General features: G+C 51.4%; 26 protein-coding genes and 1 tRNA gene. 17 read left to right on the forward strand and 10 right to left on the reverse strand.

Annotated elements, in window-relative coordinates; translation table 11 throughout:
* A partial coding sequence (gene fliE, locus FDX03_RS03250; RefSeq protein WP_005127749.1) for a flagellar hook-basal body complex protein FliE occupies nucleotides 1-313 on the reverse strand: 313 nt, incomplete at its 3' end.
* A 216-nt stretch (nucleotides 314-529) separates the two neighbouring features.
* Here fliE and fliF point away from each other — a divergent pair.
* From fliF to rcsA, 14 genes are all read left to right on the forward strand, one after another.
* Entirely contained in the window at nucleotides 530-2,209 is a 1,680-nt protein-coding gene (gene fliF / locus FDX03_RS03255; protein ID WP_048211312.1) for a flagellar basal-body MS-ring/collar protein FliF, read from the forward strand.
* Nucleotides 2,202-3,197, forward strand: coding sequence for a flagellar motor switch protein FliG (gene fliG / locus FDX03_RS03260; protein ID WP_048211311.1), 996 nt, complete (start codon nucleotides 2,202-2,204; stop codon nucleotides 3,195-3,197). The genes fliF and fliG overlap by 8 nt, the downstream gene beginning before the upstream one ends.
* Nucleotides 3,190-3,897, forward strand: coding sequence for a flagellar assembly protein FliH (gene fliH / locus FDX03_RS03265; RefSeq protein ID WP_048211310.1), 708 nt, complete (start codon nucleotides 3,190-3,192; stop codon nucleotides 3,895-3,897). The genes fliG and fliH overlap by 8 nt, the downstream gene beginning before the upstream one ends.
* On the forward strand, nucleotides 3,897-5,267 hold the full coding sequence (gene fliI / locus FDX03_RS03270; RefSeq protein WP_005127755.1) for a flagellar protein export ATPase FliI: 1,371 nt from the start codon (nucleotides 3,897-3,899) through the stop codon (nucleotides 5,265-5,267). The genes fliH and fliI overlap by 1 nt, the downstream gene beginning before the upstream one ends.
* Nucleotides 5,268-5,288: 21 nt before the next feature.
* The gene (fliJ, locus tag FDX03_RS03275) at nucleotides 5,289-5,732 is read left to right on the forward strand and encodes a flagellar export protein FliJ (RefSeq protein WP_005127756.1); all 444 of its coding nucleotides are present in this window, start codon (nucleotides 5,289-5,291) and stop codon (nucleotides 5,730-5,732) included.
* Nucleotides 5,729-6,946, forward strand: coding sequence for a flagellar hook length control protein FliK (gene fliK, locus FDX03_RS03280; RefSeq protein WP_137345475.1), 1,218 nt, complete (start codon nucleotides 5,729-5,731; stop codon nucleotides 6,944-6,946). The genes fliJ and fliK overlap by 4 nt, the downstream gene beginning before the upstream one ends.
* A 104-nt stretch (nucleotides 6,947-7,050) precedes the next feature.
* Complete coding sequence (gene fliL / locus FDX03_RS03285) at nucleotides 7,051-7,518, forward strand: flagellar basal body-associated protein FliL (RefSeq protein WP_048211308.1); 468 nt, start codon at nucleotides 7,051-7,053, stop codon at nucleotides 7,516-7,518.
* A gap of 4 nt (nucleotides 7,519-7,522) precedes the next feature.
* A complete protein-coding gene (gene fliM / locus FDX03_RS03290; protein WP_005127760.1) occupies nucleotides 7,523-8,527 on the forward strand; it encodes a flagellar motor switch protein FliM in 1,005 nt (334 codons plus the stop codon).
* Nucleotides 8,524-8,937, forward strand: coding sequence for a flagellar motor switch protein FliN (gene fliN / locus FDX03_RS03295; RefSeq protein ID WP_005127761.1), 414 nt, complete (start codon nucleotides 8,524-8,526; stop codon nucleotides 8,935-8,937). The genes fliM and fliN overlap by 4 nt, the downstream gene beginning before the upstream one ends.
* A 2-nt stretch (nucleotides 8,938-8,939) precedes the next feature.
* Nucleotides 8,940-9,314 (forward strand): flagellar biosynthetic protein FliO, encoded by a 375-nt coding sequence (gene fliO, locus FDX03_RS03300; RefSeq protein WP_048211307.1) that lies wholly within the window; start codon nucleotides 8,940-8,942, stop codon nucleotides 9,312-9,314.
* Entirely contained in the window at nucleotides 9,314-10,051 is a 738-nt protein-coding gene (gene fliP, locus FDX03_RS03305) for a flagellar type III secretion system pore protein FliP (RefSeq protein WP_101743179.1), read from the forward strand. The genes fliO and fliP overlap by 1 nt, the downstream gene beginning before the upstream one ends.
* Nucleotides 10,052-10,060: 9 nt before the next feature.
* A complete protein-coding gene (gene fliQ / locus FDX03_RS03310; protein WP_003030425.1) occupies nucleotides 10,061-10,330 on the forward strand; it encodes a flagellar biosynthesis protein FliQ in 270 nt (89 codons plus the stop codon).
* A gap of 8 nt (nucleotides 10,331-10,338) precedes the next feature.
* Nucleotides 10,339-11,124, forward strand: a complete 786-nt coding sequence (gene fliR / locus FDX03_RS03315; RefSeq protein WP_048211305.1) for a flagellar biosynthetic protein FliR — start codon at nucleotides 10,339-10,341, stop codon at nucleotides 11,122-11,124.
* A gap of 287 nt (nucleotides 11,125-11,411) precedes the next feature.
* Nucleotides 11,412-12,035 (forward strand): transcriptional regulator RcsA, encoded by a 624-nt coding sequence (gene rcsA / locus FDX03_RS03320; protein WP_048211304.1) that lies wholly within the window; start codon nucleotides 11,412-11,414, stop codon nucleotides 12,033-12,035.
* 47 nt (nucleotides 12,036-12,082) lie between these two features.
* Here the strand turns inward: rcsA and dsrB are convergent, their stop codons facing one another.
* Nucleotides 12,083-12,271, reverse strand: coding sequence for a protein DsrB (dsrB, locus tag FDX03_RS03325; RefSeq protein ID WP_005127768.1), 189 nt, complete (start codon nucleotides 12,269-12,271; stop codon nucleotides 12,083-12,085).
* Nucleotides 12,272-12,433: 162 nt separating this feature from the next.
* Between dsrB and yodD the strand changes: the two genes are divergently transcribed.
* Nucleotides 12,434-12,661 carry a YodD family peroxide/acid resistance protein gene (yodD, locus tag FDX03_RS03330; RefSeq protein WP_048211303.1) on the forward strand — a complete coding sequence of 76 codons (228 nt, stop codon included), beginning with the start codon at nucleotides 12,434-12,436 and terminating at the stop codon, nucleotides 12,659-12,661.
* 206 nt (nucleotides 12,662-12,867) lie between these two features.
* Here the strand turns inward: yodD and FDX03_RS03335 are convergent, their stop codons facing one another.
* A complete protein-coding gene (locus FDX03_RS03335; RefSeq protein ID WP_061068109.1) occupies nucleotides 12,868-13,050 on the reverse strand; it encodes a DUF2158 domain-containing protein in 183 nt (60 codons plus the stop codon).
* Between the two features lie 77 nt (nucleotides 13,051-13,127).
* Entirely contained in the window at nucleotides 13,128-14,039 is a 912-nt protein-coding gene (locus FDX03_RS03340) for a DUF808 domain-containing protein (RefSeq protein ID WP_048211301.1), read from the reverse strand.
* Nucleotides 14,040-14,217: 178 nt separating this feature from the next.
* On the opposite strand from FDX03_RS03340, the gene yedA reads away from it, so the two are divergent.
* A complete protein-coding gene (gene yedA, locus FDX03_RS03345) occupies nucleotides 14,218-15,138 on the forward strand; it encodes a drug/metabolite exporter YedA (RefSeq protein WP_061068110.1) in 921 nt (306 codons plus the stop codon).
* On the opposite strand, the gene FDX03_RS03350 is transcribed toward yedA, so the two are convergent.
* The 3 genes from FDX03_RS03350 to FDX03_RS03360 form a co-directional block, all read right to left on the reverse strand.
* The gene (locus tag FDX03_RS03350; protein WP_101743177.1) at nucleotides 15,130-15,597 is read right to left on the reverse strand and encodes a very short patch repair endonuclease; all 468 of its coding nucleotides are present in this window, start codon (nucleotides 15,595-15,597) and stop codon (nucleotides 15,130-15,132) included. The genes yedA and FDX03_RS03350 overlap by 9 nt on opposite strands.
* Nucleotides 15,578-16,978 carry a DNA cytosine methyltransferase gene (locus FDX03_RS03355; protein ID WP_137345476.1) on the reverse strand — a complete coding sequence of 467 codons (1,401 nt, stop codon included), beginning with the start codon at nucleotides 16,976-16,978 and terminating at the stop codon, nucleotides 15,578-15,580. The genes FDX03_RS03350 and FDX03_RS03355 overlap by 20 nt, the downstream gene beginning before the upstream one ends.
* A gap of 103 nt (nucleotides 16,979-17,081) precedes the next feature.
* Nucleotides 17,082-17,777, reverse strand: a complete 696-nt coding sequence (locus tag FDX03_RS03360) for a phosphohydrolase (protein ID WP_101743175.1) — start codon at nucleotides 17,775-17,777, stop codon at nucleotides 17,082-17,084.
* Nucleotides 17,778-18,216: 439 nt separating this feature from the next.
* Between FDX03_RS03360 and ompC the strand changes: the two genes are divergently transcribed.
* The gene (ompC, locus tag FDX03_RS03365) at nucleotides 18,217-19,398 is read left to right on the forward strand and encodes a porin OmpC (protein WP_115643221.1); all 1,182 of its coding nucleotides are present in this window, start codon (nucleotides 18,217-18,219) and stop codon (nucleotides 19,396-19,398) included.
* A 170-nt stretch (nucleotides 19,399-19,568) separates the two neighbouring features.
* Here ompC and FDX03_RS22700 read toward each other — a convergent pair.
* From FDX03_RS22700 to FDX03_RS03375, 3 genes are all read right to left on the reverse strand, one after another.
* Nucleotides 19,569-19,666, reverse strand: a tRNA-OTHER gene (locus FDX03_RS22700).
* A gap of 321 nt (nucleotides 19,667-19,987) precedes the next feature.
* Nucleotides 19,988-20,512, reverse strand: a complete 525-nt coding sequence (locus FDX03_RS03370; protein WP_137345477.1) for a phase 1 flagellin transcriptional repressor — start codon at nucleotides 20,510-20,512, stop codon at nucleotides 19,988-19,990.
* A gap of 83 nt (nucleotides 20,513-20,595) precedes the next feature.
* Nucleotides 20,596-21,636, reverse strand: a 1,041-nt coding sequence (locus FDX03_RS03375) for a flagellin (RefSeq protein ID WP_137345478.1), incomplete at its 5' end; no start/stop codon positions are given.

Genomic DNA, 21,636 nt, shown 5'->3' on the forward strand with positions numbered 1-21,636 from the left:
ACACCTGCATGGACATCACTTCCTGGTAGGCTGATACCAGTTTGTTGCGCACCTGAATACCCATCTGCATCGAAACCGACGCTTTCTGCATATCGGTCATCACATCATTCAGCGCAATGCCTGGTTCACCCAGGGTAAATTTTTCAGCCTGAACGCGAGAGGCGGTTTGCACATCGCTGATTCTGTCCAATGCCGCGTGCAACTGACCGGCAAAACTCACGGTCGATTGTGGCTGCACATCCTGCATTTTCGCTGACATTGCCGTGGCCTGTAGCTGACTGATAACCCCTTCAATCCCCTGTATTGCCGACATTCTGATCCCCTGGATGATTTTTTACGTAGCAGAGATTACCAGCTCGTCAATAAGATAAAGGCGCTAAATAACGATAAAAAACCTCGGTTTTTAACGCATAGAAAAATTCGAAACCGCAAATAATGAGACCGTCAATTTTTCGAGTTTGCTGACCCGGGAGTGAGTCTTGTTCCACTTTGCAAAAAACGCCGTCCACGATAAGCCACGAGGTGCGAGATGAGTGCGACAGCATCGACTGCAACCCAACTGAAACCTCTCGAGTGGTTAAATCGCCTGCGCGCGAATCCCAAAATCCCTCTGATTGTGGCGGGTGCCGCTGCCGTCGCCATCATCGTTGCGATGGTCCTGTGGGCCAAAGCACCTGACTACCGCACACTGTTCAGCAACCTATCCGATCAGGACGGTGGCGCGATTGTCACGCAGCTGACGCAGATGAACGTTCCTTATCGTTTCACTGAGGGAAGCGGCGCCATTGAAGTCCCTGCTGATAAAGTTCATGAACTGCGTTTACGTCTGGCACAGCAAGGCCTGCCGAAAGGCGGCGCGGTGGGCTTTGAGTTACTGGACCAGGAAAAGTTTGGTATCAGCCAGTTTAGCGAGCAGGTCAACTACCAGCGAGCTCTGGAAGGCGAATTAGCCCGTACCATTGAAACACTGGGGCCGGTAAAACGCGCCCGTGTCCATCTTGCGATGCCCAAACCGTCACTGTTCGTACGTGAACAAAAAGCCCCTTCTGCCTCCGTCACGGTAAACCTGGAGCCGGGTCGAGCACTGGACGAAGGTCAGATTAGCGCGGTAACGCATCTGGTCTCCAGCGCTGTCGCGGGCTTGCCGCCGGGCAACGTGACGCTGGTCGATCAGGCAGGACATCTGTTAACCCAGTCGAACACCAGCAGCCGCGACCTGAACGATGCGCAGCTGAAATATGCCAGCGATGTTGAAGGTCGCGTACAGCGTCGTATTGAATCAATCCTGTCGCCCATTGTCGGTAACGGCAACGTACATGCACAGGTTACTGCCCAGCTGGATTTCGCCAACAAAGAGCAAACCGAAGAGAAGTACAGCCCAAATGGCGACGACTCACAGGCTGTTCTGCGTTCACGCCAGCTTAACGTCAGCGAGCAGATAGGAAGCGGAGCGCCTGGCGGCGTACCGGGCGCACTGTCTAACCAGCCCGCGCCGGCGAATACGGCCCCGATTAATACACCACCGGCAAATCAGCAAAACCCGCAGAATGCGCAAACCACGCAAACGGCGAATAACGCCAATGCCGGACCGCGCAGCACGCAGCGTAACGAAACCAGCAACTATGAAGTTGACCGTACCATTCGTCACACCAAGATGAATGTGGGTGATGTACAGCGCCTGTCGGTGGCGGTAGTGGTCAACTATAAAACGTTACCGGATGGCAAACCGCTGCCGTTAACCGCCGACCAAATGAAACAAATTGAGGACCTGACCCGCGAGGCCATGGGCTTCTCTGAAAAACGCGGCGATACCCTGAATGTCGTGAACTCCCCCTTCACCGCAAGTGATGACGCGGGCGGAGAGCTTCCATTCTGGCAGCAGCAGTCCTTTATTGATCAGCTAATGTCCGCTGGCCGTTGGTTGCTGGTTCTGTTGGTGGCCTGGATCCTGTGGCGTAAAGCGGTTCGTCCGCAGTTGATGCGTCGCAGCGAAGAGGTCAAAGCCGCACAAGAACAAACACGTATTCGCCAGGAAACGGAAGAAGCGGTTGAAGTTCGCCTCAGCAAAGACGAGCAGACCCAGCAGCGCCGTAACAACCAGCGGCTGGGTGCTGAAGTCATGAGCCAGCGTATTCGTGAAATGTCAGATAACGATCCGCGCGTCGTGGCGCTGGTCATTCGCCAGTGGATAAATAACGAACATGAGTAATCTTAGCGGCACCGATAAAAGCGTCATCTTATTGATGACCATTGGCGAAGATCGCGCGGCGGAGGTCTTTAAGCACCTTTCCACGCGCGAAGTGCAGGCTCTCAGTACGGCAATGGCCAACGTGCGTCAGATCTCCAACAAGCAGTTGACGGAGGTTCTGGCCGAATTTGAACAAGAAGCCGAGCAGTTTGCCGCACTGAACATCAACGCCAACGAATACCTGCGCTCCGTGCTGGTAAAAGCGTTGGGCGAAGAGCGTGCCTCCAGCCTGCTGGAAGACATTCTGGAAACTCGCGATACCACCAGCGGCATTGAAACGCTCAACTTTATGGAGCCACAAAGCGCCGCCGATCTTATTCGCGACGAGCACCCGCAGATTATCGCCACCATTCTGGTTCACCTCAAACGGGGCCAGGCCGCCGATATTCTGGCGCTGTTCGACGAGCGCTTACGCCACGATGTCATGCTGCGTATCGCGACTTTCGGCGGCGTACAGCCTGCCGCACTGGCAGAACTGACCGAAGTGCTGAACGGGTTGCTCGACGGCCAGAACCTCAAGCGCAGCAAAATGGGCGGCGTGAGGACAGCAGCAGAAATTATCAACCTGATGAAGACGCAGCAGGAAGAAGCGGTTATTACCGCGGTACGCGAATTCGACGGCGAGCTGGCGCAGAAAATTATCGACGAGATGTTCCTGTTCGAAAATCTGGTGGATGTCGACGATCGCAGCATCCAGCGTCTGTTGCAGGAAGTGGATTCCGAATCGCTGCTGATAGCCCTGAAAGGTGCCGAGCAACCATTGCGCGAGAAGTTCCTGCGCAACATGTCGCAGCGTGCCGCCGATATCCTGCGCGACGATCTTGCCAACCGCGGTCCGGTACGTTTGTCGCAGGTGGAAAACGAACAGAAAGCAATTCTGCTTATCGTACGTCGTCTGGCCGAGACCGGCGAGATGGTGATCGGCAGCGGCGAGGATACCTATGTCTAACGATCTGCCATGGAAAGTCTGGACGCCTGACGATCTCGCCCCGCCAATGGCGGAGTTCATACTGGCCGATCATACCGACGATCAGCCGTCCGACGAGACAGAAGAGCCACAGCTATCTGCGGAACAACAGCTTGAGCAGCAGTTGGCGCAAATGCAGCTCCAGGCCCATGAGCAAGGATATAATGCCGGTCTGGCTGAAGGTCGGCAAAAAGGGCACGCACAAGGTTATCAGGACGGACTGGCCCAGGGTCTGGAGCAGGGTCAGAACCAGGCTCGCGCCCAACATGCGCCGATTCATGCCCGCATGCAGCAACTGGTCAGTGAGTTTCAGAATACACTGGATGCCCTGGACAGCGTCATTGCATCGCGCCTGATGCAAATGGCACTGGAAGCGGCGCGCCAGGTTATCGGCCAGACCCCCATCGTGGATAACGCCGCACTGATTAAGCAAATCCAACAGCTGTTACAACAGGAGCCGCTGTTTAGCGGTAAACCGCAGTTGCGCGTCCATCCGGACGATCTGCAGCGGGTGGAAGAGATGCTGGGGGCGACCCTCAGTCTGCACGGCTGGCGACTGCGTGGCGATCCAACGTTGCATCACGGTGGCTGTAAAGTCTCTGCTGATGAAGGCGATCTGGACGCCAGTGTTGCCACCCGCTGGCAAGAGCTCTGCCGTCTGGCAGCGCCGGGAGTCGTGTAATGACCACTCGCCTGACTCGCTGGCTCAACACGCTGGACAACTTCGAAGAAAAAATGTCGCTGCTGCCTGCGGTGCGTCGTTACGGGCGTCTGACCCGCGCCACCGGGCTGGTACTGGAAGCCACAGGTCTGCAGTTGCCGCTGGGTGCCACCTGCGTCATTGAGCGTCAGGATGGCAACGAAACCCAGGAAGTCGAAAGCGAAGTGGTTGGCTTTAATGGTCAACGCCTGTTTCTGATGCCGCTAGAAGAGGTCGAAGGCGTTCTGCCGGGCGCGCGCGTTTACGCGAAAAACATCGCCGGCGAAGGGCTGCAAAGCGGGAAACAATTACCGCTGGGCCCTGCCCTGCTGGGGCGTGTTCTCGATGGCAGCGGGAAGCCGCTTGATGGGTTGCCTGCACCCGACACCACGGAAACAGGGGCGCTAATCACCCCGCCATTTAACCCCCTGCAACGTACCCCGATTGAACACGTGCTGGATACTGGCGTACGGCCTATCAATGCGCTGTTAACCGTCGGGCGCGGTCAGCGAATGGGGCTTTTCGCTGGTTCCGGTGTGGGTAAAAGCGTCCTGCTCGGCATGATGGCACGCTATACCCAGGCTGACGTCATTGTTGTCGGTCTGATTGGCGAGCGTGGACGCGAAGTTAAAGATTTTATTGAAAATATACTTGGCGCCGAGGGACGTGCACGCTCGGTGGTGATTGCCGCTCCGGCGGACGTTTCCCCGCTGTTGCGTATGCAGGGTGCAGCCTACGCCACGCGCATCGCCGAAGATTTTCGCGATCGCGGCCAGCACGTGCTGCTGATTATGGATTCCCTCACCCGTTATGCAATGGCACAGCGTGAAATTGCACTGGCGATCGGCGAACCTCCGGCAACGAAAGGCTATCCGCCGTCGGTGTTTGCTAAATTACCCGCACTGGTTGAACGGGCTGGTAACGGTATTCATGGCGGCGGTTCCGTGACCGCATTTTATACCGTACTGACCGAAGGCGACGACCAACAGGACCCTATTGCTGACTCCGCCCGTGCCATTCTCGACGGTCACATTGTCCTGTCCCGTCATCTGGCAGAGGCTGGTCACTACCCGGCCATTGATATTGAAGCCTCAATCAGCCGCGCAATGACCGCATTGATCAGCGAGAAACATTATGCGCGGGTACGCAACTTTAAACAGCTACTGTCCAGTTTCCAGCGTAACCGCGATCTGGTCAGCGTAGGCGCCTACGCCAAAGGCAGCGATCCCATGTTGGATAAAGCCATTGCCTTATGGCCACAGCTGGAAGCATTTTTACAGCAAGGCATCTTTGAACGAGCCGACTGGGAAGACTCCCTGCAGGCTTTGGATCTGATTTTCCCTGGTGTGTGATTAAGCAGGAGAGCATAGGTCATGGCACAACATGGTGCGCTGGCAACACTTAAAGACCTGGCTGAAAAAGAAGTCGATGACGCAGCTATCTTATTAGGCGAGATGCGCCGCGGATGTCAGCAGGCGGAAGAGCAGTTGAAGATGCTGATCGATTATCAGCATGAATATCGCAACAATCTTAATAGCGATATGGGTCAGGGTATTACCAGTAATCGCTGGATTAACTATCAACAATTTATTCAAACGCTGGAAAAAGCGATTGAGCAACATCGCCAACAGCTCAACCAATGGACGCAGAAAGTGGACCAGGCGTTGAGCAGTTGGCGCGATAAAAAGCAGCGACTGCAGGCATGGCAGACTCTGCAGGACAGGCAAACCACAGCCGCGTTACTGGCTGAAAACCGCCTGGATCAGAAAAAAATGGATGAATTTGCTCAGCGTGCAGCTATGAGGAAACCCGAATGATTACTTTACCCCAACTGATTACCACCGACACCGACGTAGCCGCAGGTCTTCAGTCAGGCAAAGCGGTAGATTCCCCCGAGGATTTTTTAGCGTTGCTGGCAGGTGCATTAGGTGCAGGCGATGCACAGGGTAAAGGCGCCCCGCTGTCACTGGCCGATTTACAGGCCGCAGGCAGCAAACTGCAAAAAGGGTTATTGCAAAAGAATGGTGATACCGCACAGACGCTAAAATTAGCCGATCTGCTGACACAAAAAGAGGTCCAGACCGAGGCGTCGCTGGCCGACCTGACTGATGCACAACAGTTGCTGTCTGCGCTCACGCCGTCACTGAAGGTTAATGCCCTGACAACACTGGGCAAAACCGCACAGCATGATGAAAAAACCGCCCGTCTGAGTGATGACGATCTCGCCAACCTGAGTGCGCTGTTCGCTATGCTGCCGGGGCAACAGGTAACCACTCCGGCTGTTGATGCCACCCCAGCCCCGGCGGATTCGACGCTGTCGGTGTTGTTACGTGGTAATACCCCCAGCACGACTGCCGATAGCGCCAGTGAATTACTGACCGGCGAAGGGAAAAAAGGTAAAGCAGATACAGCGATGCATGCCAGTGGCGCGGATCAGACCAACAATGCTGGTTTCACCCCATTAACGGCAGCGGCAGCAACGCGCGCAGAGATTGAAAGTTCACCGTCACCAACCAGCGTTGGCGCAACAATAGCTCCGCTGGCTGGCACACAGACACATGCGCAGCCGTTACCGACTGCCGCGGCTCCGGTATTGAGCGCCCCGCTGGGAAGCCATGAATGGCAGCAATCACTGAGTCAACACGTCACGCTGTTCACCCGCCAGGGCCAGCAAAGTGCGGAACTGCGTTTGCATCCGCAGGATCTGGGGCAAGTGCAGATTTCCCTCAAGCTTGATGACAACATGGCGCAACTGCAAATGGTCTCGCCTCATAGCCACGTTCGCGCGGCGCTGGAAGCGGCATTACCCATGCTGCGCACGCAGTTGGCTGAAAGCGGGATCCAACTGGGGCAAAGCAGTATCAGCAGCGAAAGTTTCGCCGGTCAGCAACAGTCGTCTTCACAGCAACAACAGGCTGGGCGTGCGCATGGACAAGATATTTTTGCTCCCGAAGATGATGCTGTTCTGGCCACACCTGCCGCACTGCAAGCCGCGGCTCGCGGTGATGGTGCAGTAGACATCTTCGCCTAACGCCAGAGGTAGCATGATTATCCGCGTCTTTTCCACGCTTTGTCGTGGTCAGGACACGGGATAATCAGCCTATAAGCTGTACCGAAACAGGAAGCCCGTATCTGATGACTGACTCCGCGATTAACAAAAAGAGTAAACGCGCTATTTGGATCCCTCTGCTGGTGTTAATTACGCTCGCCGCCCTCGCTACTGCGGGCTATAGCTACTGGCGCATGCAGCAGCAACCGTCCGCCAGCGTAAAAGCGGAACCGGCTCCACCGCCTGCCCCAGTGTTCTTTGCACTGGATACGTTTACCGTCAATTTAGGTGATGCGGATCGCGTGCTGTATATCGGTATCACACTGCGCATGAAAGACGAGGCGACACGCTCGCGTCTGAACGAATATCTGCCAGAAGTGCGCAGCCGTCTGCTGCTATTGTTCTCTCGCCAGAACGCCGCCACGCTCGCAACAGAAGAAGGCAAACAGCAGCTGATTGCCGCTATCAAAGAGACGCTCGCGACTCCGCTCGTTGTCGGGCAGCCGAAACAGGTTGTCACCGACGTTCTTTATACAGCTTTTATTCTGCGGTAAAGACATGGGCGACAGTATTCTTTCTCAGGCTGAAATCGACGCATTGCTTAACGGCGATAGCGAAACTAAAGACGAACCCATTTCCGGTATCGCAAATGAAAGCGATATTCGTCCTTATGATCCCAACACTCAGCGCCGCGTCGTTCGTGAGCGTTTGCAGGCGCTGGAGATCATTAACGAACGCTTTGCGCGCCAGTTCCGTATGGGGTTATTTAACCTGCTACGCCGCAGCCCGGATATTACCGTGGGCGCGATCCGTATCCAGCCCTACCACGAGTTTGCACGTAACTTGCCGGTTCCGACCAACCTGAACTTAATCCACCTGAAACCGTTACGCGGGACAGGTCTGGTGGTGTTCTCACCGAGTCTGGTGTTTATCGCCGTAGATAACCTGTTCGGCGGTGATGGTCGTTTCCCGACGAAAGTCGAAGGCCGTGAATTTACGCACACTGAACAACGCGTCATCAACCGCATGCTGAAACTGGCGCTGGAAAGCTACAGCGACGCGTGGAAGGCTATCAACCCGCTGGAAGTGGAATATGTCCGTTCCGAGATGCAGGTGAAGTTTACAAATATCACCACCTCCCCGAACGACATCGTGGTGAACACCCCGTTCCACGTTGAAATCGGCAACCTGACCGGTGAATTTAACATCTGTCTGCCATTCAGCATGATTGAACCGTTGCGCGAACTGCTGGTAAACCCACCGCTGGAAAACTCGCGTAATGAAGATCAGAACTGGCGCAATAATCTGGTGCGTCAGGTTCAGCATTCTGAGCTGGAACTGGTAGCAAACTTTGCTGACATTCCGCTGCGGCTGTCCCAGATTTTGAAGCTGAAACCCGGTGATGTACTGCCGATTGAAAAACCCGACCGCATTATTGCTCATGTGGACGGCGTACCTGTGCTGACCAGCCAATACGGCACCGTAAATGGTCAGTATGCGTTACGCGTAGAACATTTGATAAACCCGATTTTGAATTCGCTGAATGAGGAACAGCCCAAATGAGTGACATGAATAATCCGTCCGATGAGAACACTGGTGCATTGGACGATCTGTGGGCTGACGCGTTAAACGAGCAAAAAACAACGACCACCAAAAGTGCGGCCGATGCGGTATTCCAGCAGTTAGGTGGCGGCGATGTCAGCGGTGCACTGCAGGATATCGACCTGATCATGGATATTCCGGTCAAGCTGACCGTTGAATTGGGCCGCACCCGCATGACCATCAAAGAGCTACTGCGCCTGACGCAGGGTTCGGTCGTCGCGCTGGACGGTCTGGCGGGCGAGCCGCTGGATATTCTGATCAACGGTTATTTGATTGCTCAGGGTGAAGTTGTGGTAGTCGCAGATAAATACGGTGTACGTATTACTGACATTATTACCCCATCTGAACGTATGCGTCGTCTGAGCCGTTAACGATGAATACCCAGGCCACCGTCGCTCAGCCCGCTGCTGTACCCGGCTCACCGTTAGTGCAGGTCAGCGGCGCGCTGCTGGGGATCATTGTGTTGATCCTGGGAGCCGCCTGGCTGATTAAGCGCCTGGGATTTGCCCCCAAAAGCGTCGGTACGCGTGGACTGAAAGTTTCAGCCAGTACCTCATTAGGCCCACGTGAGCGGGTGGTAATTGTTGAGGTCGAAGACGCGCGTCTGGTGCTGGGCGTTACAGCGTCGCAGATCAACGTTCTGCATACCCTCCCCCCGGCACCTGCCAGTGCAGAAGAAAAAGCGGCCTCCCCTGCGGATTTCCAGGCCATGATGAAGAGTTTGCTGAAGCGTCCTGGGAGATCCTGATGCGCCGTTTGTTATCCCTCACGCTGACGGGTTTGTGGCTGTTCAGCCCAGCAGCCCTGGCCCAACTACCGGGTCTGGTTAGCCAGCCGCTGCCCGGCGGCGGACAAAGCTGGTCATTGCCCGTCCAAACGCTGGTGTTTATCACCTCGCTGACGTTCCTGCCCGCTATTTTGCTGATGATGACCAGCTTCACCCGCATCATCATCGTTTTTGGCCTGTTACGTAATGCGCTGGGAACACCGTCAGCACCGCCGAACCAGGTTTTACTTGGACTGGCGCTGTTTTTGACCTTTTTCATCATGTCGCCGGTGATCGACAAAATCTACGTTGATGCGTATCAACCCTTCAGCGAAGAGAAGATCTCCATGCAGGAAGCCATGGAGAAAGGCGCACAGCCGTTGCGTGAGTTTATGTTACGTCAGACCCGCGAAGCCGATCTGGCTCTGTTCGCCCGCCTGGCAAACAGCGGCCCGTTACAGGGGCCTGAAGCCGTACCGATGCGCATTTTGCTGCCGGCTTATGTCACCAGTGAGTTGAAAACGGCATTCCAGATAGGTTTTACCATTTTCATTCCATTTCTGATAATCGATCTGGTTATCGCCAGCGTCCTGATGGCGCTCGGGATGATGATGGTGCCACCTGCCACCATTGCACTCCCATTCAAGCTCATGCTGTTTGTGCTGGTTGACGGCTGGCAGCTGCTTGTCGGCTCGCTTGCACAAAGCTTTTACAGTTAGAGGCGCGAAATGACTCCTGAATCGGTCATGATGATGGGCACTGAGGCGATGAAAGTTGCCCTTGCCCTTGCCGCACCTTTGTTGCTGGTTGCCCTCGTTACGGGTCTTATCATCAGTATCCTGCAGGCGGCAACCCAGATTAACGAAATGACGCTGTCCTTCATTCCGAAAATTGTCGCGGTCTTTATTGCCATCATCGTTGCCGGTCCGTGGATGCTTAATTTGCTGCTCGACTACGTGCGTACGCTGTTCAGCAATATTCCCTACATCATCGGGTAAACGACGCTATGTTGCAGGTGACCAGCGTTGAGTGGCTCCACTGGCTGAATCTTTACTTCTGGCCCCTGCTGCGCATACTGGCGCTCATTTCAACGGCTCCGATACTCAGCGAACGCGCCATCCCCAAACGGGTAAAACTGGGGCTGGGGTTAATGATTACCATGGTTATCGCTCCGCTGCTTCCCCCCGTAAACGTGCCTATCTTTTCTGTCGGCGCGATATGGCAGGCGATGCAGCAAATCCTGATCGGCATCGCATTAGGGTTCACCATGCAATTTGCGTTTGCCGCGGTGCGTACCGCCGGGGAAATCATCGGTCTGCAAATGGGTCTCTCCTTCGCAACCTTCTTCGACCCTGGCAGCCGCCTGAATATGCCCGTTCTGGCACGTCTGATAGATTTGCTGGCGATGCTGCTGTTCCTCACCTTTAATGGTCACTTGTGGCTTATCTCGCTATTGGTGGATACCTTCCATACTCTGCCTATCGGTGGCAATCCGGTTAATAGCAATGCCTTTCTCGCGCTGGCGCGGGCGGGGGGACTCATCTTCCTCAATGGTCTGATGCTGGCTCTGCCGGTGATGACGCTGCTGCTCACACTCAACCTCGCACTCGGTTTGTTAAACCGTATGGCGCCGCAGCTATCGATATTTGTCATTGGTTTCCCACTCACCCTGACCGTGGGTATTTCATTAATGGCCGCGCTAATGCCATTAATTGCCCCCTTCTGTGAGCGCTTATTCAGTGAGATTTTTAATTTGCTGGCTGACATCATCAGTGAAATGCCTTCAAAATAATAACCCTTATTTTTTATCCTGTTTTACTAAGGATTGTCCTAAATTCAAATACAGGCAACATCCACCAGGATAACGCTGTCGCGGTTTATTTGTTTTTGCCTCACTCACATAACGCAACATTTACTTTACTTTAAGATGTTTCCTGGCAAATTATACGCAACTTTACGGGATAGTAAATTCGCCTGAAAACAGCGAAAGCGTCATATTGGGTCGTTATTATTCCGTTTAGTTGTGATGAAATAATCAGGTAAGGGGAATTATCGTTACGCATTGAGTGAGGGTATGCCATGTCAACGATTATTATGGATTTATGCAGTTACACCCGGCTAGGGTTGACCGGATATCTGGTAAGTCGGGGGGTGAAGAAAAGGGAAATCAACGATATTTCAAGCGTTGATGAACTCAGCGTCGCCTGTGTCTCACTGCAGCCGTCTGTGGTGTTTATTAATGAAGACTGCTTTATTCACGATCCGGATAACAGCCAGAGAATTAAGCAAATCATTAATCAACATCCCAGCACTTTATTTATTGTATTTATGGCGATTGCCAATGTCCATTTTGATGAGTATCTCTTAGTAAGAAAAAATTTATTAATCAGTTCTAAGTCGATTAAACCAGATTCACTGGATGAACTTCTTGGCGATATTCTGAAAAAGGAAGTGGATATTGTCATTGATGTGAACCTGCCAACACTATCATTAAGCCGTACCGAATCCAGCATGCTACGTATGTGGATGGCCGGTCAGGGAACAATACAGATATCCGATCAAATGAATATCAAGGCGAAGACAGTCTCATCCCATAAGGGGAATATAAAACGAAAGATCAAGACACATAATAAACAAGTTATCTATCACGTTGTACGACTCACAGATAACGTCACCAATGGTATCTTTGTGAATATGCGTTAGGACATTCTGACTGGTGGGTTTACCACCAGTCAGAATCAGCGTCTGGATTACTCCACTTTTTCCACAAAGATCCCATCCTGATGGCCTGACTCATTAAAGAACCAGATACCGAGCGGGTAGTCTTCCAGAGAAACCAGGTACATGGTGCCTTCACTAAACTCTTCAATCGCCAGTACCCGGCCTGGCCGACGCGGCCCACCGTCCGTTTTGACTGTAACCCGATCATTCACCTTCATCGTTTTCCTCCTGTGGCTTTGTGCCAGTGTAGAACAAATTCCTTTTCCTGGCAGCGCCCTGCTCGCGTGATTGCGGGTTTTCTCGACGGTCTATACTTAACTTGTACGCATCAGAGATTCTGATACGTGCCCCGGTATCCTTAACGGTTGAGAGGTATGAGGATGAAAACCGCGAAAGAGTACAGCGATACGGCCAAACGTGACGTCAGCGTCGATGTGGACGCGCTATTGAAAGCTATCAACGAAATCTGCGAGAGCGAAATTCATCGCAGCCATGATGACCCCGATCGCGTCAGCGTTGATGGCCGGGATTATCATACATGGCATGAACTGGCCGACGCGTTCGAGCTTGATATCCATGATTTTAGCGTGACGGAGATCAATCGCTGACTTTGGGCGAAAAAAATCCCGGCCCGTATCGGGTCGGGATCAAGCTTGCTTATGCAAGAAGCACTTGAAAATTCGTTACACCAGGAAATCTGATGCGAAACCAACCTTATCTGCAATTTTTTTGCCTGACAAGTAAATAATTCTCACCAAAATGATAAATATAACTAATGGTTGAGAGATCACCAGGTTACGCCAGCCTGCGGTATTCAGGCATCCTGGCGCAGCGGACTGCGTTCGCCAGGAACCAGTTCATCTTCACGAAATGCCTCCCGTTTGACGCCAAAACCGTCATACCAGCGGCACTCCACCATTCCGCTGGCATACCCGGTAACGATCATGCGTGGGCCACCCTCTTTCGCGGTGACTTCCTCACTGACAGAAAAGACCATACCCGCCTCCTGTATCAAGAGAAACCTTTTCACCTTAGACGACAAAGAGACGTTTTGCGTAGTCTGGCAGGCGACAATTAGTGCGAAACTCCGCGTAACCTGGCAACCATTTTTACCAGCACCACCACGATCCCACCGATAATAAAGCCGAGCACCAGATTAAGCAGAGTCGGAAGCATCAGAGCAATGAATGAACTCTGCTGTTGGGCAAATTGCTCAATCGCATGATGCAGCGGCGCAATGCCGTGTACCACAATGCCGCCACCGACTAAAAACATCGCCAGCGTGCCGACCACGGAAAGTGATTTCATGAGCCAGGGAGCAACCACCAGCAATCCCTTACCCAGGGCCTGAGCCAGTGCGCTGCGCTTTTCTGCCAGCCAGTAGCCAATATCATCGAGCTTCACAATAATACCGACCAGACCATATACGCCAACGGTCACCACCAAAGCAATACCCGACAAAACCAGTACCTGATTCAACAACGGCGCATCCGCCACAATACCCAACGTAATGGCCACAATCTCTGCAGATAAAATAAAGTCAGTACGTATCGCCCCTTTGATTTTATCTTTCTCAAAGGTGAGAGGATCCTGCGCCGCCAACGATGTCAGACGCTGCTGACGCTCCTCTGGGGTCTCTTTTTGTTTTCGCGCTTCCAGGGTGTGAAGCACTTTTTCCACGCCCTCAAAACAGAGGAACGCCCCACCAATCATCAATAAGGGGGTGATAGCCCATGGAATGAAGGCGCTGATCAATAGCGCCAGCGGCACCAGGATAACTTTGTTGACGAAAGATCCTTTAGCCACACTCCAGACCACCGGAAGCTCGCGGTTCGCCCGCACGCCCGATACCTGTTGCGCGTTAAGCGACAAATCGTCTCCCAGCACACCCGCCGTTTTTTTCGCGGCCAGTTTTCCCATCACTGAGATATCGTCCAGAAGCGTGGCGATGTCATCAAGCAAGGTGAGTAAGCTACTTCCTGCCAAAATTTTAATCCTCAATATTATTGTTTTGCAGCCATAAGTATGAAGTAAAACACGCCATGCTGAAACAGACCTTTCTGGTCAACAATTATTTAACAACAGCAGGCAATTATAAGTCTCGCCAGCATGATAGTTTTGACGTTTACTATGTTGCACCTTTTTATTTCCACCGTGAGGGATTATGCGTTTCAGGCAATTGTTACCGCTTTTCAGTGCGCTATTTGCGCTGTACATCATTTGGGGTTCCACGTACTTCGTTATTCGCATTGGCGTTGAAAGTTGGCCGCCGTTGATGATGGCTGGCGTACGTTTTCTCTCTGCTGGAGTGTTATTAACACTTTTTTTACTTCTTCGCGGACACAAGCTACCGCCTCTGCGCCAGCTCCTGAACGCCGCGTTAATTGGTATCCTGCTGCTGGCCGTGGGTAATGGGCTGGTTACTGTTGCAGAACATCAAAATGTTCCTTCCGGTATTGCCGCCGTAGTGGTTGCCACCGTCCCGCTGTTTACGCTGTGCTTTAGCCACTTTTTTGGCATCAAAACACGCAAACTGGAATGGATGGGGATCGCAATTGGACTCGCCGGGATCATCATGCTTAACAGCGGTGGTAACTTGAGTGGTAATCCCTGGGGGGCAGTATTAATCCTGATTGGTTCAATGAGCTGGGCATTTGGCTCCGTGTACGGCTCACGTATAACCTTGCCCGTTGGCATGATGGCCGGTGCTATTGAAATGTTAGCCGCGGGTATTGTACTGATGTGCGCATCGCTGCTCAGTGGAGAAAAGCTGACCACGATGCCAACCTTCTCCGGTTTTATGGCGGTGGCATATCTCGCCCTGTTCGGCTCAATTATTGCGATTAACGCTTATATGTTCCTTATTCGTAATGTAAGCCCGGCGTTAGCCACCAGCTATGCCTACGTCAACCCTGTAGTGGCGGTTCTGTTAGGTACGGGGCTGGGAGGTGAAAGCCTGGCGTTGATCGAGTGGCTGGCGCTCGGAGTCATTGTTTTTGCCGTGGTATTGGTGACGCTGGGGAAATACTTATTCCCTGTCAAAGCTGACGCTGTCGCAGCCCCCTCGGAAAAGTCGTTACAGTAAATGAATGCCCTGAGTGTCGATCTGCGCGGTGGCGCCGCCGCCGCAGATCCACTCGATAACCCGTTCAGACAGTGCCTCATTATCCAGTTTATCACGCCCACGCAGGGCGCATTCCCAGACAATCAAGACCCGCCATCCCAACGACTGCAATTTTTCGCAGTCCCGCTTATCACGCACCACATTTTTTCCTATCTTCTCCAGCCAGAACGCCGTGCGGGTTGCCGGGACTTTAAAGAGATAGCAGTTGTGCTGATGCCAGAAACAGCCGTGGGTAAAGAGAACGCAACGGTAGTCATCCACCACAAAATCGGGGCGACCGGGCAACGTTGCATCCTGCGCGCGAAACGTTACCCCCTGCTCCGTCAGGATGTCGGCCAGACGTTTTTCGATCGCCGTATCGCGGGTCCCTATCGCCCGCATATTTTTACTGCGTGTCGCCTTATCGTGAACGTCTGCCATGCTGCTGTTCTTTCTCACGGAGCGCAACAGCCTGTTTGATCTTCGGCTCCAGCAGTTTGGCTACCGCCGCAAATGCCGGGACGACCACCGAATTACCGAACTGGCGGTAAGCCTGGGTATCTGATACCGGAATGCGAAACTGATAACCCTGAGGAGACTCAAACCCCATCAGGCGAGCGCACTCTCTTGGCGTTAATCGACGAGGACGATGTCGCTGATTGGCGGGATCATCGAAATCCTGTTCACCCAGCGCCATATCCCAGCCACGGTCTATCAAAATTTCAGCCCCATCCTTATAGTAACGTGCGGATAATGTACGCGTTACGCTATCGGGATTGCCGGGATAGACCATACCGTAGCCAAACCCATTGCCCCGTGCCTGATGTTTTTTCGCATAGCGATACAGGTATTTCCACAGGACCGGTGTCAGCACATATTTCGCATCAACAGTCGGTTCAAGCAGCTCTGCGAGCGTCGTTCGACGCTGAGGGTAGCGGCTGACAATATCGCGCAACGTAAAGTCTGACTTCAAGCTCAGATCACGTCGAAAGCCGACGAGCACGATACGTTCGCGATGCTGGGGTAAAAAATGTTGCCCATCGATAATCTTCGGATCATCAGGGCCATTATCTGCTGCATCCGCCACGTCATAGCCCAGTTCATCCAGCGTTTGCATGATGATGCGAAAGGTTTTTCCCTGGTCATGACTCTTCAGATTTTTAACGTTTTCGAGCACAAATATAGCCGGTCGCCGCGCGTCGATAATTCGCACCACGTCAAAAAAAAGCGTGCCTTGCGTATCACAGGCAAAACCGTGGGCACGCCCTAACGCGTTTTTCTTTGATACACCCGCCAGAGAAAATGGCTGGCAAGGGAAGCCGGCCAGCAGGACATCATGCTCGGGAACATGTTGACGAATATGCTCTGCAGCCTGCTCGTCACTCACCCCCTCATGATGGCTGAGCGTAATATCACGAATATCTTCATTAAAGTGGTGCTGCAGAGGATCGCAGTAGTGATTCGCCTTGTAGGTGCGCACCGCATGCTTGTTCCACTCGCTGGTAAACACGCACTGCCCGCTAATCGCTTCAAAACCGCGACGAATTCCGCCAATACCAGCAAAAAGATCGATAAAGCGAAAAGCATAATGTGGATGATGCGCAGGCGGCGTCGGTAGCATGGCGTTCAGATGAGCCAGCTCAGCGTCGCTGAGCCGATGCCATGTTTCATTGGCGACCACACGCTTAAAGATGGCCGGACTCCAGCGATTCTCACCAACACCATTCAGATGAGCAACCAGCGTTTTCACATCGTATATTTCAAGCAACTTAGCCAAAATCACCTGAACGGTAACTCCGGTATCATCTGTCATCGGTTTCATGGAGCCTGCTACTGAAAAATTATCCTGCATACGTTTAACCGGCCGAAATGGATAGTCGACAGGTTAACATAAATTGGTGCAATTGACGTTTCAGCAATGACGACTACAGATATGCTTTAAGAGGTTGAATCGCCGCAAGATCCAACATTTCATATTCTCCTTTTAATTCTGCGCTGAGTTTTGCCATATACGTCAATAAAAAGTCAGCATTATGCTGTGCCAAATGCCGCCCTTGTTCAGTTTGCATTGTCAGTGGCAACGTCAGCAGTTTGGTCTGGAAATGATCAAGCGCGTACTGTTTATCATCGAGGCTACGCTGCCGGGCAAACGGATCCTCCGCATCAAACAATGCCACACCCAGCGAGCCAGAAACGGCGAACACGCGCGCCAGACCGATAGCCCCCAGCGCCTCAAGCCGGTCAGCATCCTGCACGATTTTGGCTTCAAGTGTCGCGGGCGTAATTTTTGCGCTAAAACTGTGCGCTGCGATAGCGTGACTCACCGCATGCAGCCGATCCTGAGGAAATTCAGGAAAGTCCTGTGACAGTACACGACGGGTTTCCTGGGCTGCCAGTACCGACGAACGATGGCGATCGGGATGATTCTTCGGCAAACTGACGAGATCATGGAAGTAGCACGCCGTCAGCACCACCAGCCAGTCTACGTTCGCATCCGTGCTCAGCTTTTGAGCCGTCTGCCACACGCGGCGAAAGTGAAAGATGTCATGGGCAGCGTCGTGCCCTGAATGATTTTCACGTAACCAGGCTTCAAATCTCGACTGCCAGTCGTGGAGTTCCATGCTCTCTCCCTTTACATAAAGAAAACCACCTTAGCAATAATTTTTACCCTGAACCACTGTCTGCCTTCTTTTATATCAAAATTCAATTATTAAATAATATCCATAACAAATATCAATTTATAATCTCCACATACAGCATTGATAATAAATTATCCTGACAAGCATAAAAACAATAATAAAAACATATAAAATACACACAACAAATATCAAGCCACAAGACATAAATCAATTGATAATCATGTATTTATGTGTTGAATAAAAACAATAAATACATATAAAAATAATTTAAAAAACTCAAATTGAAACACTTTGAAATATCTAAAATATAATTGTTACATGTTATTCTTTAAATTAAATGAACTTCATAGATAGTATCGAAATGTAGTTTTTGGGATATTACTACATATTCATTTTAATTATTAAATAAAGGGAATACATAATGAAAAGAAAAGTACTGGCACTGCTTCTCCCAGCATTATTAGCTGCAGGCACAGCAAATGCGGCTGAAATTTATAATAAAAACGGCAATAAACTGGATCTGTACGGAAAAGTCGATGGTCTGCGTTATTTCTCTGACGATGCTGGCAGCGACGGCGATCAAACCTATGCGCGTCTGGGCTTTAAGGGCGAAACGCAGATCAACGATATGCTGACTGGCTACGGTCAGTGGGAATATAATATTCAGGCCAACGGCACCGAAGGTGACAAAGGCGATTCCTGGACTCGTTTGGCTTTCGCAGGCCTGGGCTTTGCTGAAAACGGCACCTTCGATTACGGTCGTAACTACGGCGTCGTGTACGACGTTGAAGCCTGGACCGATATGCTGCCAGAATTCGGTGGTGATACTTACACTCAGACCGACGTGTATATGCTGGGTCGTACCAACGGCGTTGCTACTTATCGTAACCACGGCTTCTTTGGTCTGGCTGATGGCCTGAACTTCGCCCTGCAGTATCAGGGTAATAATGAAGGTAGCAGCGTAGGTCAGGAAGGTTCTGGTAATAGTGAAAACCGCAAACTGGCGAAAGAAAACGGCGACGGTTTCGGTATGTCCACCTCTTATGACTTTGACTTCGGTTTAAGCCTCGGTGCAGCGTACTCCAGTTCTGATCGTACTGATGACCAGGTTGCTCGCGGTTACCAGGATGGTATAAACAAACGCAACAACTACGCAGGCGGCGAAACAGCTGAAGCCTGGACTGTTGGTGCGAAGTACGACGCTAACAACGTTTACCTGGCAGCCATGTATGCAGAAACCCGCAATATGACCTATTACGGCGGCGGTAATGGCGAAAGCAATGGCGGTATCGCAAACAAAACGCAAAACTTTGAAGTTGTGGCTCAATACCAGTTCGATTATGGTCTGCGTCCGTCCATCGCTTACCTGCAGTCCAAGGGCAGTGATTTAGGTGGTCAGGAAGTGAGCCATGGTAACTGGCGTTACGTCGACAAAGACCTGGTCAAATATGTTGATGTGGGTATGACTTACTACTTCAACAAAAACATGTCCACCTACGTTGATTACAAAATCAACCTGCTGGACGAAGACGACAGCTTCTATGAAAGCAATGGTATCGCAACTGACGATATTGTTGCCGTTGGTTTAGTCTACCAGTTCTAATTTTGCACAATACGTATCAGGCCTGCTTCATATGAAGCGGGCTTTTTGTTTATTTGAAGCGGATTTTTATGTCACGAAGGCAATAGAACGACAAACTTGTGAGGATACTCAAAGAAAAAAACATCCGTGACTGCTGTCGTTGAAAGCAAGGCGTGCAAGTGTTTGAATAGTGGCGGAGAGAGGGGGATTTGAACCCCCGGTAGAGTTGCCCCTACTCCGGTTTTCGAGACCGATTTTATCGGTAATATTTTCAATAACTTAACTCTCCACGCTGGTATATCTGCAATATTTACACTTCATATAAATCAACTTATTACGCGTCTCTCCATACGTAATATACCAACATTTTTTTACCAAAACCTGTGCTTCATATCTACTGCTATGAGATGAACATGTGAGCACTTTTATCGTCTATGTCAGGGATTTTAAATCATGCGTGTTATTGATAGTAATCAATAAGTTAAATGATTACTTCGCCATTAACTTATTTTTTCCCTATCTGAAAATTCAAAAGGTTACCACTGTTCACCGTACCCAATGGTGAACCTTTTACAGTCGTGAAGATCCATTGGGCCTGACTACCAAAGCCCTATTCAACATAATCTGATGAAGTAATCCTCCTAACCCAATCAAACATGATTTGCATATGGTTGCCGTCAGGTACTTTAATTCCAACATGGCAGGCATTAACACCCGTGGTATCCCCTACAATAATTCTGCCATCAAGCATATAAACCCTGATGCCTACCCCTTGCTTGAAACACTTATTGCATATCGAAAAGAAATCCTGCTTTGTTGGCGTATATGGCTGTGTGTTGAATGCCCCACTAGCCACTAACTCAGTAACAATTCCGGAGTTATCCTGCAGCTCTTCAAGAGAAGCAAGAGACTCCAGTTTTACTTCGATTCTGTTGCTTCCTTTGGGAACATCTGACGCCAGAATTAAGTTCTCATTCGGATTGAATTTTGAGATGTAACCAATGATCGACTGCCCATTGCAGCTGACCAGTTTAACCGGACAATCATTAAAACGCAGATACTGTATCCGACGAGCGAGCATTGAATAGTCACGCGGCCACGTCTCTGCCACTCGCCCATAAGAAATATCATTCATTACCAGAACATCCATTTAATCCTAAAAGTACTATTCTAAACGAAAAAACCCCGCCTGAGCGGGGTTTGCGCGATAAGTGTAAATTAACGCAGCAGAGACAGGACGTTCTGCGTGGTCTGGTTTGCCTGCGCCAGAACAGAAGTACCCGCCTGTTGCAGAATGTTTGCACGAGACATGTTGGACACTTCGGTCGCGTAGTCAGCATCTTCGATACGGCTACGGGCTTCAGACAGATTGTTTACGGTGTTACCCAGGTTAGTGATGGTAGAGTTGAAACGGTTCTGTACCGCACCCAGGTCGGAACGCAGGTCAGCAACTTTCGCCAGCGCCGCGTCGATTTTAGCCAGCGGGCTTTCAGTTTTGGTGGTAGCCACTTCGTTCAGCGCTGCACCAGATTTGAAGTCGTGACCTTTAACACTGGACGCCAGGTATTGTTTGCCGTCAACAGTTGCCACTTCAGTTTTGCCGTTCACACCACCAAACTGAATCGCTGCCTTCTGAGGAGCGCCTGTATTATCTGTGTAATCAACTGTTTTAACAGTGATTTTATCGGCTTTTGCATCGTAGTCAGCAGCGTAGTATTTGCCATCTTTTTCCAGAGCATAGCCGCCATCAATCACTTTACCGTTTTTGTCTTCAAAAGACATTTTCACCAGTTTGGTGTTAGTACCATCCGCGCCAGTAACCCCAGCCTTTACAAGGTCTTTTGCGGCGTCTGTGGTATCAGGTATACTTGCAGGATTGGCTACGGTCTGAACGTTGTTTACTGTTTTAGTATCAGCCAGAGCTACGGCTGTTTCTTTACCGCCAATGGCTAAAGTTGTGCCGGTAAGCGTTGCCTTGTACAGACCATCACCATTAGTACCACCAGTAGAACCGGTGATATTTACATAGTATGAACCATCTTTGAACTGGACAGTTGCAGTACCACCGTTGCCGGAAGCAGCGCCTGCCGCGGTTTCAATTTCCGTTGCAGTCGGAGCGGTAAGAGCTGCACCATCAGTATAAGTAGCAGCAGTACCAACTGCGGTCGGTTTAGTGGTATAGGCATCCTGCACGCTCAGGCTATCCAGACCCAGGGTTTTGGAGTTGATTTCTTTCAGGTTGATATCGATGGTTTCGCC

It is taken from the genome of Citrobacter sp. wls827 (genome assembly GCF_005280875.1).
GTDB lineage: Bacteria > Pseudomonadota > Gammaproteobacteria > Enterobacterales > Enterobacteriaceae > Citrobacter > Citrobacter youngae.